Here is a 13,552-nt window from a genome sequence, read left to right as displayed (position 1 = left end):
TTCAAGTTCACCGCCAAGCGCGCCACCTCGGTCGAGGAGATCACCAAGGCGATCTCCGACGCCGCCAACGGCCCGCTGAAGGGCGTGCTGGCCTGCTACAGCGAAGAGCTGGTGTCGAGCGACTTCAACCACGACCCGCACAGCTCCACCTTCGCGCTGAACGAAACCAAGGTGATCGACGGCAACTTTGTCCGCATCATGACTTGGTATGATAATGAGTGGGGCTTCTCCAACCGCATGAGCGACACCGCCGTCGCCATGGCGAACGCGAAGTAAGCCGCCCACCACCAGCCCGATGAGGAGCCGAGCGATGAGCAAGACGATCATGTGGACCGAAACCGATGCCAAGGGCTTCGAGTCCGAGTGCCTGTTCAACGAGGACAGCCGTCACTACGAAGTGATGGTCTGCGCCTCGGGCCGCCGTCTGTGCCGCTCGGACTCCTTTCCGGCCAGTTCCGACCCGATGCAGGGCATGACCGCGACCGACCGCCAGCAGGCGCTGCAATGCGCCGAACGGCTGGTCGTCGAGATCGAGCACGAGTTGGGCGACCGCTGATCCGGCCGGATCGCGGGGGCCCTTTTACCGGAGAATGAATTCCATGTCCTTGCCGCTTCTCGAACCCACCCTGTCGGGGCCGCGCATCGTCCCGGTTCTGGTGCTCGACGACGTCCGGACCGCGGTGCCGCTGGCCCAGGCGCTGGTCGCCGGTGGCCTGACCACGCTGGAGGTGACCATGCGCACCCCGGCGGCGCTCGCCTGCGCCGAGGCCATCGCCGCGCAGGTGCCCGGCGCCCTGGTCGGGCTCGGCACCCTGACCAAGCCGGAGCATTTCGCCCAGGCCCGCGACGCCGGCGCCCGTTTCCTGGTCAGCCCCGGCCTGACCGACTGTCTGGCCGAGGCGGCGAAGGCCACCGGCCTGCCCTACCTGCCGGGCATCGCCACGGTGTCCGAGGCGCTGATCGCCGCGGAACACGGCTTCCGCGAGCTGAAGTTCTTCCCGGCCATGCTGAACGGCGGCGCCCCGGCCCTGCGTGGCATGGTGCCGCTGCTGCCGGAGATCCGCTTCTGCCCGACGGGCGGCATCAAGGCGGAGAACGTGAAGGAAATCCTGTCGCTCCCCAACGTCTTCGCCCTCGGCGGGACGTGGCTGACCCCGGCGGACGTCGTCCGGGACAAGCGCTGGGGCGACATCGAACGGCTGGCCCGCGAGGCCTCCGCACTGACGGTGTGACGCCCTTCCGGGAGTCCGCCTTGCCGGCATGATCGGGCGCCGTCCTTCCGGACGGCGCCTTTTTTCTCCCCGGCGCGGGTTTGATGCAGATCATTGTTCCGACACACTCGGGTATGTTTTCTAGACAGCATCAGCCCTGCCCGAGGACACCGACCTTCCACGTCACGACACGACCACAGACGTCAACGACACCAGACCGACCCGCGCGCGGCAGCGTCATCGGCTCGGTATTTTAAAGCCGCTTAAACTCGACAGAGCCACTCTCCATTGCGACGAGGCGGGGCACAATGTCCTGTTGCGTCCACCGCGCCCTTATATGTGATATATTAATATAACTCTTTTTGCTCTCAAGACGCGTCGTGGTCTGGAAGCGATCCCGGGCGGGACGACCCCAACGACCAGCGCCGATCGGCCGCAGCGGACCATCCCCATGGAATGGTTGCCCAGGGCCTGTGCGTGCGCACCGACGCCTGCCGCCTTGTGCAGGCAAGTGAGGAAGACATGAAGACGCTCCGTGGTTTGCGCTGGCAAATCCTGGCCCTGATGATGCTTGGCACCGTGGTCAACTACATCGACCGCAACACGCTGGGCATCCTGGCGCCGCAGCTCAAGGAACAGCTGCACTTCACCACCGAACAGTATTCCTTCGTCGTCAGCGCCTTTCAGCTCTGCTACAGCCTGATGCAGCCGATCGCCGGCTACATCACCGACCTGATCGGCCTGAAGTTCGGCTACGCCATGTTCGCCTTCGTCTGGGGGGTGGCCGCCGCGCTGCACGCGCTGGCCGGCAGCTGGCAGTCGATGGCCTTCTTCCGCGGCCTGCTCGGCATCAGCGAGGCCGCCGCCATGCCGTCGGGCGTCAAGACCTCCACCCTGTGGTTCCCCGCCCGCGAACGCTCCATCGCCACCGGCTGGTTCAACACCGGCAGCTCGATCGGCGCCATGGTCGCCCCGCCCTTCGTCATCTGGCTGTCGCTCGCCTACAGCTGGCAGGTCGCCTTCATCATCACCGGCCTGCTCGGCGTCGGCATGTCGCTGCTGTGGGTCATGCTCTACCGCAACCCGGAAAACCATCCGCGCCTGACCAAGGAGGAGCACAGCTACATCCTGGAAGGCCGCGAGCATGTCGAGCTGCCCAAGCCCTCGGTCAAGCGCGTGCTCGGCAAGGGCAAGTTCTGGAGCATCGCCGCCGCCCGCTTCCTGACCGAGCCGGCGTGGCAGACCTTCAGCTTCTGGATCCCGCTGTACATGGTTTCGACCCGCGGCATGGACATCAAGCAGTTCGCGCTGTTCGCCTGGCTGCCCTTCCTGTTCGGTGACCTCGGCTGCATCCTCAGCGGCTACCTGTCGCCCTTCTTCGCCAAGCGGTTCAAGATGACGCTGGTCAACTCGCGCATCGCCGGCGTCGGCGTCGGTGCGGTGTGCATGATCGGCCCGGCGCTGATCGGCCTCGTCTCCAGCCCGATCACCGCGATCTTCCTGTTCTCGCTCGGCGCCTTCGCCCACCAGATGCTGTCCAGCCTGCTCTACGCCCTGGTGACCGACAGCTTCGAGAAGCAGGACGTCGCCACCGCCACCGGCTTCGGCGGCATGGCCGGCTACATGGGCGGCATGATCTTCTCCCTGATCATCGGCCAGCTCGCCAGCACCATCGGCTACGAGCCGCTGTTCGCCTGCCTCTCCGTCTTCGACCTCACCGCCTTCGCCATCATCGCCCTCGTCCTCGGCCAGCGTGGCAAGACCGCCGCCATCGCTCACGCCACCGCCGACGCCGCCGCCGATTGAACTCCCTCGCCACGTCTGCGCCTGCCCGCCCCCCAGGCATCCGCCCGGGGGGCATTCCGCCTTAGAAACCAATCGTCAATACGGGTCGCTCCGCAACGAACTTCCACTTTTCCTAAAACGATCGACCGGTAGCGTGGACCGTTTCGACCTGCGGGGAGACGGCCGTCCCGCACCGGATCACCCCATCACAACCGCACCAAGGAGCCGACTATGGCCATGCTGTTTTCGCGGCTTTCGATCCGTGCCACACTCGGGCTCGTCATCGCCGCCCTGGGTCTGCTGCTGATCTCGACCAGCACCTACACGTTGGTCGATGTCGTGGACCGGACGCGCAGCGCCCGAAAGGTCGCCACGCTCAGCGAGACGAGCCGTGACCTGCTCCGCACGCTGCTGGCCATCCGGCTGGAGCGCGGCATCGTCGCTCCGGCTCTTGGTGCGGACGACGTGATCAAGGACGCCGACGAGCGCCAGATCGCCACCAACCGGCAGATCGCCGAAGCCGGCTACGCCGCGGTCGCCGCCAAGCTGGCCGAGTTGCCGCTGCCGGGCGTTCCCGCGGCGGCCGACCGGCTCCGCACCGCCCACGATGCGCTGGTCGCCACCCGGCTCAAGGCCGATGCCGCCTCGCGCCAGCCGAAATCCGCCCGCGACCCGGCGGTGGCCAAGGATTGGGCGGTGGTGCCGGTCGCCTATCTGGATGCGCTGACCGCCGCCACCGACCTGCTCGACGCCTCGCTGAAGCTGGTCGACCCGGCGGTCGACAACATGCTGGCGATCAAGCGCGCGGCCTGGAACACCCGGCTGAACGCCGGCGGCATGGCCCTGCGCATCCAGACCGCCGTGGCGACGGGGCAGGCCTGGACGCCGGCCGACGCCCTGGCGGTCGCCGAAGCCGTCGGCCGCACCGCCCAGGCCTGGTCGGTGGTGACCGAAGCGGCGGCCGGCGCCGGGATCCCCGCGACGATCCGCGATGCGGTGGAGAAGGCCAAGGTCAATTTCGAAGGTCCGCTGGTCGATCAGCGCAAGGCCGTCCTGGCCGCCCTGGCCGAGGGTCGCAAGCCCCCGGTGGAGATCGGCACCCTGCGGCAGCAGGACACCGCCAGCCAGGGCTACATCGTCGACGCGGCGCTGGCCGCGGTCGAGCAGATGGTGTCCCGGTCGGACGAGCAGCGGGCGCGGGCGACGAACGACGCCATCATCGCCGGCCTGCTGGTGCTCGCCGCGATCGGCTTGACCATCGCCGGACTGGTCATCGCCCAACGGCGGGTGAGCGGCCCGATCCGCGCCATGACCGACGCGATGCGCCGTCTGGCCCAGCACGACCTGGGGGTGGCGATCCCCGGACTGGGCCGCAGCGACGAGATCGGCGGCATGGCCACCGCCGTCACCGTGTTCCGCGACAGCATGATCACCGCCGACCGTCTGGCCGCCGAACAGGCGCAGGACCGGGCGGCGAAGGAACAGCGGGCCGCCCAGCTGGAAACCCTGATGCACGCCTTCGACGCCAAGGCGATGCACATCGTCGAGACCGTCGCCTCGGCCGCGACCGAGATGCGCGGCACCGCCGACGCCATGTCGGCCACCGCCGCCCAGGCCAGCGAGCAGGCGACCGCCGTCGCCGCGGCGTCCGAACAGGCGTCGGTCAACGTGCAGACCGTCGCCTCCGCGACGGAAGAGCTGTCGGCCTCCATCCTGGAGATCGGCCGTCAGGTTGCCGCCTCGACCCGGATTTCCGGCGAAGCGGTGACGCAGGCCAAGCGGACCGACACCACCATGCGGACCCTGGTGGACGCGGCGGAGCAGATCGGCCACGTCATGGAGATGATCAACTCGATCGCCGGCCAGACCAACCTGCTGGCGTTGAACGCCACCATCGAGGCGGCCCGGGCCGGAGAGGCCGGCAAGGGCTTCGCCGTGGTCGCCGGCGAGGTGAAGGCGCTGGCTTCCCAGACCGCCCGCGCCACCGACGAGATCCAGACCAAGGTGAAGGAAATCCAGCAGGCCACCAACGGTGCCCAGGGCGCCATCCAGGGCATCAGCCTGACCATCGGCCAGATCAGCGAGATCACCACCGCGATCGCCGCCGCCATCGAGGAACAGGGCGCCGCCACCCGCGACATCGCCGGCAACGTCACCGAGGCCGCCCGCGGCACCAGCGAGGTGTCGTCGAACATCGTCGGCGTCAACCGCGCCGTGCTGGAGACCGGATCGGCGGCGTCCGACGTCCTCGACGCCGCCAGCAGTCTGGCGAGGGAGGCGGAAATGCTGCGGGGCGAGGTGTCGAGCTTCATCACCTCCGTCCGGGCAGCGTGAGGGCGGCGGCATTGGACCTTCGGCCGATGACCATCGAACGGGCTTCCAAACAGCTCTGGGATACTAGTATCCTGCCAACCGTGCTGCCCGGTGCGCCATGATCAGCCAACGGCGCACCGTGTTGGACGTTCCTCTTGGACTTGAGCGCCGCCGGTCGAAAGCCGGCGGCTCCCTTTTCCGGAGTCTCAATTGCCAACGGGACGGGACCTCGTCATGACGTTGCCCTGCCATGCGGTCCTGTTCGATTTCGACGGCGTGATCGTCGACTCCAACCGCATCAAGATCGATGCCTTCCTCGAGCTGTACCGCGGGCACGGCCCGGCGGTGGCCGAGGCCATCACCACTTTCTACAACCGCAACGGCGGCCTGCCGCGCGAGCACAAGCTCCGTCATTTCGACCAGGTGCTGCTCGGCCTTCCGCCGGACGAGGCGCGGGTGCGCGCGCTGGCCGACCGCTTCGGCACCATGGTCGAGGATGCGGTGTCGAGCTGCCCGGAGGTGCCGGGCGCGCTCGACTTCATCCGCCGCCATGCCGCCACGCGCCCGCTGTTCGTCGCCTCCGGCACGCCGGAAACGGAGTTGCGGCGGATCATCGACCGGCGCGGCTGGACACCGTTGTTCACCGAAACCGCCGGCAGCCCGCGCCACAAGCGCGATGTCGTCGCCGATCTGGTCGCCCGCCATCGCCTTGACACCGACCGGGCGGTGTTCGTCGGCGACGCGCTGACCGACCTGGAAGCGGCCGACAGCAACGGGCTGCGCTTCATCGGCATTCTCCGGCCGGGCGCCGACAACGTCTTTCCGTCCGGGACCCACCTCATCCCCGACCTGACCACGCTCGACGCCGCCATCGCGGCGGTGCTTGGCGGCTGAGACCGCGGACCACGCCGGACGGTCAGTTGAACAGGAACAGTTGGCTGTCGATCTGGGTGGTCGCCGGCGCGGCGACGTTCGCCGGGGCCGGGGCCGGGTTGACGGCCGCACTGGCGGCAACCGCGAGCAGGGAGGCCAGTGCGAAACCGGCGGCAATCACGGCGCGGGCGCAGGAATGACGGGTGATCATGGCTCTTGCTCCTGGAAAAAGGTTCGATGAGCGGGCGTCAGAGGAGGCGCCGTCATCGGCAAGACCATGTTGCCACCGCTCATTGTGGAAGCAACACGCACAAAGCGCATGTCTTTCATGGTGATGTTGCACTGCATCACAGCGCTGTGACTGTGCATGATCGACACTGCGGAAAAGGATCGTAGCGCTCCGAACACGTTCGACTTTGAAACAAGCGCCGATGGCGGGTTTGGCTTTCGAGGTTTGTGGACAACGACAAGAGTTCAACACCGCAACGATTGCGGACAAGGCCGCGCGATGCTGTCCGATCTCGCTGCGGCACGGCTCCGGCCGATCTGCGGCAAACTGTCCAGTGACGGGTGAGCGTGCCGAGTGCGTTTGCATTCTTCACTTATATATTAGTATTATGGGCTCGACTTCACGGCGAGGCTCGACCCATGACCTCGGACCCATTGGAAACGGCGCTGCTCCTGCGTGTTGTTGTGATGCTGGGGCTGCTGTTTCTCGGCTTACTTTGACATCTTCAAACAGGGGTGCCTGGACTATGGCGACCTACGCTGACCTCAAGCGTGAGAATTTCCAAACCACCATCGACGGCAAGCCCGTCGACCTGTTCACCCTGCGCAACCGCAAGGGCATGGTGGTGCGGATCACCAACTACGGCTCGAAGATCGAGCAGATCCTGGTCCCCGACCGCAACGGCGTGCTGGGCGACGTGGTGCAGGGCTATGACAGCATCGACGGCGTGATGAACGGCCAGGCCTCGATGGGCTCCTTCATCGGCCGCTATTGCGGGCGCATCGACCAGGGCCGCTTCACGCTGGACGGCGTGGCGCATCAGGCCAGCGTCAACAGCCCGCCCAACACGCTGCATGGCGGCCAGCGCGGCTCGCGCTTCCGCGTGTTCGACGCCCGGCAGATCGACGAGTCCAGCCTGGAACTGACCTACGTCTTCCAGGATGGCGAGGAGGGCTTCCCCGGCACCCTGCCGCTGCGGCTGGTCTATGCGGTGGACGACGACAACGCGCTGACCATCAGCTGGACCGCGGTGGCGGCCGACAAGACCACCATCGCCAACTTCACCGACCACACCTTCTTCAACCTCTCGGGCGACGGCGGGGCATCGATCCTCGACCATGTCGCCACCGTGCGGTCCGACCGCTACCTGGCCCTCGGCGACAACGCCGTGCCGACCGGCGAGATGGTGCCGGTGGCGGGCACGCCGCACGACTTCCGCAGCCCGACCGCCTTTGGCGCCCGCATCGGACTGCCGGACCGCATGCTGGCGCTGGGCCATGGCTACGACCTGCATTTCGTGATCGACAAGCCGGCCGGCGTGCTGGCGCCGCACGCCCTGGTCCTGCACCCGGCCAGCGGCCGTACGCTGGAGGTCAGCTCGACCGAGCCGGGCCTGCAGGTCTACACCGGCAATTTCCTGGAAGGGAAAACCCCGCGCGACGTCGGCAAGGGCGGCACGCTGTACCAGAAGCACAGCGGCTTCTGCGTGGAGCCGTCGCAGTTCCCGAACGCCGTCAACATCCCCAGCTTCCCGTCCACCGTCCTGAAGCCGGGCCAGTGGTACACCGGCCGGATCGTCTACGGATTCGGGGTCGCCTGAGGCGGCAATGGCCATGGCACGCCACCTTCACACGCCGACCCTGCTCCAGGGTCGGCCGCGGTTGGGCCCGTTGACCTACGCGGGCCTGCTCGCCGCCGGGGCGCTGCTGGCGCTGGTCGCCGACCACGCCCTGGATGGTTGGGCGCGGGTCGCCGGCATGAGCGCCGGCGGTGCGCTCTGCCTCGTCCTGCCCATCCTGTTGGCGTTGGACTCCTCCGACGCGCCGCTGCCGGGACGGCTGCGAAGCAGGACCGGGCGGCGGCCGGACCGCTGACGGACACGCCGCCGCGGGGTGCGACAAAGTGTCGTGCCGGCACGCCGGCCTCAGGCATCGCTTGCACCTCACGGTAATATATTAGTATATTTTCGTCAGCTTATCCCATGCGGGGCTACCCGGCGCCCGGACGACCGCGATCCGCGCCGCTCCCCCGCCCCGGACACGAAGGCCGCAGCGCCGCCCCCTTCCCTCTTCGGAGCCTGCTTCGACATGAGCACCATGAAACCGATCCGCCGGTACCGGCAGACGAAGATCGTCGCCACGCTCGGCCCCTCCTCCTCGACGCCGGCGATGATCCGCACGCTGTTCGAGGCCGGGGTCGACGTCTTCCGCCTGAACTTCAGCCACGGCAGCCACAGCGACCACGGCGAGCGGGTGCGCGCCATCCGCGCGCTGGAGGAAGAGACCGGCCGCCCCATCGCCATCATGGCCGACCTGCAGGGCCCGAAGCTGCGGCTGGCGACCTTCGCCAACGGCCCGATCCATCTGACCGCCGGCCAGCCGTTCCGGCTTGACCTGTCGAAGGAGCCCGGCGACATCACCCGCGTCGGCATGCCCCATCCGGAGATCTTCGCCGCGCTGGTGCCCGACGCCGAGTTGCTGCTCGACGACGGCAAGGTCCGGCTGCGGGTGACCGCCTGCGGCGCCGACTTCGCCGACACCGTCGTGGTGTCCGGCACCAAGCTGTCGGACCGCAAGGGCGTGAACGTGCCGGGCGTGGTGCTGCCGCTGTCGCCGCTGACCGCCAAGGACCGCGCCGACCTGACCTTCGCCCTCGACCAGGGGGTGGACTGGGTGGCGCTGAGCTTCGTCCAGCGGCCGGAAGACGTGGCCGAGGCGCGCAAGCTGGTCGCCGGCCGCGCCGCCCTGCTGTCGAAGCTGGAGAAGCCGCAGGCGATCCAGCATCTCGACCGCATCGTCGAGATGTCGGACGGCGTCATGGTCGCCCGCGGCGATCTCGGCGTCGAGATGCCGCCGGAAGACGTGCCGTCGATCCAGAAGCGCATCATCCGCGCCGCCCGCCTGACCGGCAAGCCGGTGATCGTCGCGACCCAGATGCTGGAATCGATGATCAGCGCCCCGGCCCCGACCCGCGCCGAGGCGTCGGACGTGGCGACCGCCGTGTTCGACGGCGCCGACGCGGTGATGCTGTCGGCCGAGACCGCCTCGGGCGACTACCCGGTCGAAGCGGTGTCGATCATGGACCGCATCGCCCGCCGGGTGGAGACCGATCCGCTCTACCGCGCGATGATGGACGCCCAGCACGCCGATCCGGAGGAGACCTCCGCCGACGCCATCACCGCGGCGGCGCGTCAGGTCGCCCACACCATCAAGGCGGCGGCGATCGTCACCTACACGACGTCGGGTTCGACCACGCTGCGCGCCGCCCGCGAGCGGCCGGAGGTGCCGATCCTCTGCCTGACCGCCAGCGCCGCGGCCTCGCGCCGGCTGGTCCTGGCCTACGGCGTCCACGCGGTGCGGACGGAGGATGTGCAGAGCTTCTCCGACATGGTGCACAAGGCGGCGCGGCTGGCCTACGTCCAGGGTCTGGCCGACGAGGGCCAGCGGCTGGTGATCACCGCCGGCGTCCCCTTCGGCATGCCGGGTTCGACCAACGTCCTGCGCATCGCCTGGGTCGAGCCGCCGAGCCGCCAGGAGCCGCGCCGCGAGGTCGGCGCCGAACAACCGAACGAGTTGGCCGACGCCTGATACGGCGAGCGGTCGAAGAGCGGTCCACCGCGAGCCGAGTGGCGGCAGGCTCGCGGTGGACCGCCCTATCCTTTGAGCGGCTTCGGCCGGCTGCTGTCCGGCGGTTTGCGAGCGGGGGGCGGCGGCATGCTCTTGTCCGGCCCGGCCTCCCCCAGATAGCTCTGCGCCGCGGCGACGACGGAGCGCCAGGGGCGCTGCAGCGGGAACTCCGGCCAACCGCCGGCGAACAGGCCGGAGATCATCCACCCGGCCAGCAGCGTCACCGCCAACTGCTCGGAAAAGCCGCCGGTCTTCAGGATCGGCAGGGCGAAGTTCCGCCGCCGCTTGATCGGCCACAGCAGCGGCAGGCCGGCCGGCGTCAGCAGGTCGCCGCCGAGATGGGTCAGGTAGCCGACGATGAAGGGGATCAGCAGGCGCGAGTAGGCGGTGTATTCATGCAGAACCCACAGGCAGCCGGCGATGGCCAGCGCCGAGTGGGTGACGCCGCGATGCCCGAAGACCCGTGAGATCCACGACGACAACGGCCGCAGCAGTTGCCCCAGCGTCGATTTCGGGTGGTCGATGTCCGGCGCCAGCGACCCGACGATGGCGGCGCCGAACGCCACCACGTCGAACGCCACCCCGAACCGGGTCGAGACGTAGAACCAGGTCGCCCCACCGACGATTATGTGAGAAGACGCCATCACCGTCGGTCACCGCGGGGCCTGAAGCTGGTTGCGTCGGGACGGCGTCTGGCACCGGGTCCGAGTCCTGGAAGCGTGACTCTAGGACACACTCAGCCGCCAGAGCAATGATTCATAACGCTTTAGGGATTCCCTGGAAGCATAACGACCATGCATCCGGCAACGGTGGGTTGCCGTTACGGCTTGTCCCTGGTCTTGCTCGCCTCGATCTCGTCCAGCACCGCGTCGGGGGCGACGTCCTGGCGGATCACGTCCAGCTCCGCGTCGACCTCGCTCTTGACCCCCAGATGGTCGGCGATCGACGACACCAGCGTCACCAGCCGGGTCACCTCATGCTCGGCGAGCAGGCTGATCTGGAGGTCGAGGTCGGCGCGCTTGTCCGATACCTCGGCCATGCGGTTCTGGCTGATCAGCACGAAGGTCGACAGGAAGATCGCCTCGACCGAGGCCATCATCGCCAGGATGACGAAAGACGGGTCCCAGGTGGGGATGCCGGGGATCCAGCCCAGGTTGGCGATGATCCAGACGCCGAACAGCGCGAGATGCAGGTAGACGAAGCGCATGCTGCCGGTGAAGCGGGTGATCGCCTCGGCGATGCGTGTCTCGAAGGTGGCCTCCACCTCCTCCCGCTTCCGGCGGGACTGGAGCGCCTGGATGTTGCGTTCCAGCACGGCGCTGAGGCCGGGGGACTGCGGCGGGGGATAGGTCGGCGTCCGGCCGCTGCGGTCGTCGTCGTCGGGGGCTGGGGGGTGTTGGGCCGTCAAGGACGTCTCCGTCGGGATGTCTCGGCGGCGGCCGTCGCGGCACGCCGCCGACTGACAACCGGGCCGGCTCACCGGCGTTCCCGTCGGCGAACGGCGGAACTCCGGCAAGGCGGCGATGTTGGCCGAAGGACACACCCAACCCGGAGGACGGCATGGCCGATCAGGACAAGCGCGATGACCGAAACAGGCAGGGGGGCGGGAAACCGGTGACGAACGCCGACGCCCCGAACGCCGGTGCCTATGGCGGCGGGCCGATCACCCCCGGCCGGGCCGGCCAGGGGATGGGGGTTGCCACCGGCACGGCGGACGACACGCCGGGCACGCTCGGCGGCGGGCCGGAAACCACCGTCACCGTCGGCGCGGACACCGGCCAGCGCCGCGACCTGCCCGACCAGCACGCCGCCCCGCCGACACCCAAGTCCGACGCCGGCAAGCGCCCGCGCAACCGGGAGGCCGGCAAGCCCGGCTGAGCGCCGCCGCGCCGGAAAGGCCGCGCCGTTCAATGGCATTACCCCGGTCCAGCACCGGCAAGGCATGTTCCCCCGCACACACCCCCTGGCGTAGCGTCCTAGACCTTCGGCCGAACCACCCGACAAGGGAGCGGACAACGGCCGACGTCGGACACAGCCCGGGGGGAATGCGCGATGGAAACAGAGGGAATCGTGGTTGCCGGTGCAAGGCGCGGACATCCGGCGCCGGACGAGCGGTTCGTGGTGTGGTCGATCACCATCGCCTTCCTGTTCGTCCTGTGCGCCGACACCCTGTTCGGTTTCGTGTTCCGGCCATACCTGGACATCGCCAATCTGGACGAGACCACCGTCCTCGACGTCCTGACGCTGATCTTCGCCGGGTCGCCGGAACGGCTGCCGCTCGATTCCTGGGAACCGATGATGACGGCCTTCACCTGGCTGCACACCCACGGGATGGGCCGGCAGGGAACGGAGAACGTCTATGACGCGGTGTTCTTCACCCAGCATGTGAAGTTCCAGTATCCCCTGACCTCGCTGCTGCCGATGGAACTGCTGTCGGCGGTGGGGCTGCTTCACCTGCGCGTCTACGCCATGATCAACCTGCTGCTGGTGATCGCGACGGCCGGCGGCATGGCGCTGCTGATGCTGGATCTGGCCGGGCGGCTGGGACTGGACCGGCCGCTGCGCGACACCACCGCCCGCTGGGCGCTGGCCGGCCTCGGCGTGCTCGCCACCCTGTGCTTCTATCCCATCGTCAAGGCCTTCGCCGTCGGGCAGATGCAGGTTTGGCTGAACGCGGCCTTCGTCTTCGCCAGCCTGTGCTTCTTCCGCAACCGGCGCGTGATGGCCGGCGCGCTGCTCGGCGGATCGACGCTGATCAAGCCGCAGTTGTCGCTGTTCGTGCTGTGGGCGCTGCTGCGCCGCGAATGGGGGCTGGTGCTGGGCTGGGTGGCGGTGGTGGTCCCCGGCTTCGCGGCGGCGGTCGCCCTGTACGGGTTCGGCCCGTCGATCCGCTATCTCGACGTCCTGGCTTTCCTCGGCCAGCATGGCGAGAGCTACTACAGCAACCAGACCGTCAACGGGCTGCTGAACCGGCTGCTCCACAACGGCGCCAACCACCTGTCCACCATGGGCGACGACACGGAGTGGCGCGGCAGCGCCTTCGCCCCCTACCACCCGCTGGTCCATGTCGCGACGCTGGCGTCGGGCGTGGCCTTCATGCTGTTCGGCCTGCTCTGGCGGATCGGTGGCGGCGAGCGCGACCGCATGACGTCCTTCCTGGCGGCGGCGGTCTGCTTCACGCTGGGCTCGCCGATCTCGTGGGTGCCCCATTACGGCGTGCTGCTGCCGGCCTTCGCCTACCTGCTGTTCGTCCTGCTGGATGGCGCGCGATGGGATGGGCCGGGTCGGGACCGCGGCCGCAGCCTGCGTCTTCTGCTGATCCTGAGCGTCCTGTTCGCCATCGCCAGCAACGACTTCTTCCAGCCGCTCAGCCAGTTGGCCGACACCACCTTCAACGTCCTGCAATCCTACCTGTTCTTCACCAGCCTCGCGCTGCTCGGCCTGCTGGTGACGACCGCCGGACCGCTGCGCAAGGGGGCGCCGCGGTAGCCGGCCCTGCCGGGCAGGGGTCGGAA

General features: G+C 68.4%; 14 protein-coding genes and 1 pseudogene. 12 read left to right on the top strand and 3 right to left on the bottom strand.

Annotation, left to right across the window (positions count from 1 at the left end):
* From TSO352_RS13545 to TSO352_RS13520, 6 genes and pseudogenes are all read left to right on the top strand, one after another.
* Positions 1-276, top strand: a pseudogene (locus TSO352_RS13545) (glyceraldehyde-3-phosphate dehydrogenase); the annotation flags it as partial.
* 34 nt (positions 277-310) lie between these two features.
* Positions 311-556 (top strand): hypothetical protein, encoded by a 246-nt coding sequence (locus TSO352_RS13540; RefSeq protein ID WP_109107842.1) that lies wholly within the window; start codon positions 311-313, stop codon positions 554-556.
* A gap of 43 nt (positions 557-599) precedes the next feature.
* Entirely contained in the window at positions 600-1,232 is a 633-nt protein-coding gene (gene eda / locus TSO352_RS13535) for a bifunctional 4-hydroxy-2-oxoglutarate aldolase/2-dehydro-3-deoxy-phosphogluconate aldolase (protein WP_109108314.1), read from the top strand.
* 501 nt (positions 1,233-1,733) lie between these two features.
* Positions 1,734-3,017: an MFS transporter gene (locus TSO352_RS13530; RefSeq protein WP_109107149.1), complete on the top strand. Its 1,284-nt coding sequence runs from the start codon at positions 1,734-1,736 to the stop codon at positions 3,015-3,017.
* A 210-nt stretch (positions 3,018-3,227) separates the two neighbouring features.
* Positions 3,228-5,330 carry a methyl-accepting chemotaxis protein gene (locus tag TSO352_RS13525; protein WP_109107841.1) on the top strand — a complete coding sequence of 701 codons (2,103 nt, stop codon included), beginning with the start codon at positions 3,228-3,230 and terminating at the stop codon, positions 5,328-5,330.
* A gap of 213 nt (positions 5,331-5,543) precedes the next feature.
* A complete protein-coding gene (locus tag TSO352_RS13520; protein ID WP_109107840.1) occupies positions 5,544-6,203 on the top strand; it encodes an HAD family hydrolase in 660 nt (219 codons plus the stop codon).
* A 22-nt stretch (positions 6,204-6,225) separates the two neighbouring features.
* Here TSO352_RS13520 and TSO352_RS33225 read toward each other — a convergent pair whose 3' ends face one another.
* Positions 6,226-6,393: a hypothetical protein gene (locus TSO352_RS33225; RefSeq protein ID WP_158284589.1), complete on the bottom strand. Its 168-nt coding sequence runs from the start codon at positions 6,391-6,393 to the stop codon at positions 6,226-6,228.
* Positions 6,394-6,549: 156 nt separating this feature from the next.
* Here TSO352_RS33225 and TSO352_RS32960 point away from each other — a divergent pair, with 156 nt between their 5' ends.
* From TSO352_RS32960 to pyk, 4 genes are all read left to right on the top strand, one after another.
* Positions 6,550-6,756 (top strand): hypothetical protein, encoded by a 207-nt coding sequence (locus TSO352_RS32960; RefSeq protein ID WP_146210761.1) that lies wholly within the window; start codon positions 6,550-6,552, stop codon positions 6,754-6,756.
* 181 nt (positions 6,757-6,937) lie between these two features.
* Positions 6,938-8,011, top strand: a complete 1,074-nt coding sequence (locus TSO352_RS13515) for an aldose epimerase family protein (RefSeq protein WP_109107839.1) — start codon at positions 6,938-6,940, stop codon at positions 8,009-8,011.
* A gap of 13 nt (positions 8,012-8,024) precedes the next feature.
* Complete coding sequence (locus TSO352_RS13510) at positions 8,025-8,285, top strand: hypothetical protein (RefSeq protein WP_146210760.1); 261 nt, start codon at positions 8,025-8,027, stop codon at positions 8,283-8,285.
* A gap of 213 nt (positions 8,286-8,498) precedes the next feature.
* Positions 8,499-9,998 carry a pyruvate kinase gene (gene pyk, locus TSO352_RS13505; RefSeq protein ID WP_109107837.1) on the top strand — a complete coding sequence of 500 codons (1,500 nt, stop codon included), beginning with the start codon at positions 8,499-8,501 and terminating at the stop codon, positions 9,996-9,998.
* Positions 9,999-10,063: 65 nt separating this feature from the next.
* Here pyk and TSO352_RS13500 read toward each other — a convergent pair whose 3' ends face one another.
* Together TSO352_RS13500 and TSO352_RS13495 are read right to left on the bottom strand one after the other, a co-directional pair.
* Positions 10,064-10,681, bottom strand: coding sequence for a metal-dependent hydrolase (locus tag TSO352_RS13500; protein WP_109107836.1), 618 nt, complete (start codon positions 10,679-10,681; stop codon positions 10,064-10,066).
* Positions 10,682-10,857: 176 nt separating this feature from the next.
* Complete coding sequence (locus tag TSO352_RS13495; protein ID WP_109107835.1) at positions 10,858-11,445, bottom strand: DUF1003 domain-containing protein; 588 nt, start codon at positions 11,443-11,445, stop codon at positions 10,858-10,860.
* Between the two features lie 206 nt (positions 11,446-11,651).
* Here TSO352_RS13495 and TSO352_RS13490 point away from each other — a divergent pair, with 206 nt between their 5' ends.
* Both TSO352_RS13490 and TSO352_RS13485 read left to right on the top strand, forming a co-directional pair.
* A complete protein-coding gene (locus TSO352_RS13490) occupies positions 11,652-11,915 on the top strand; it encodes a hypothetical protein (RefSeq protein ID WP_247872080.1) in 264 nt (87 codons plus the stop codon).
* A 174-nt stretch (positions 11,916-12,089) separates the two neighbouring features.
* Positions 12,090-13,526 (top strand): glycosyltransferase family 87 protein, encoded by a 1,437-nt coding sequence (locus TSO352_RS13485; RefSeq protein WP_109107833.1) that lies wholly within the window; start codon positions 12,090-12,092, stop codon positions 13,524-13,526.
* Positions 13,527-13,552 lie beyond the last annotated feature (26 nt).

It is taken from the genome of Azospirillum sp. TSO35-2 (assembly GCF_003116095.1).
Taxonomy (GTDB): Bacteria; Pseudomonadota; Alphaproteobacteria; order Azospirillales; family Azospirillaceae; genus Azospirillum.
The sequence above is the reverse complement of the archived record's forward strand: the minus strand, read 5'-3'. Positions and strand labels throughout refer to the sequence as shown.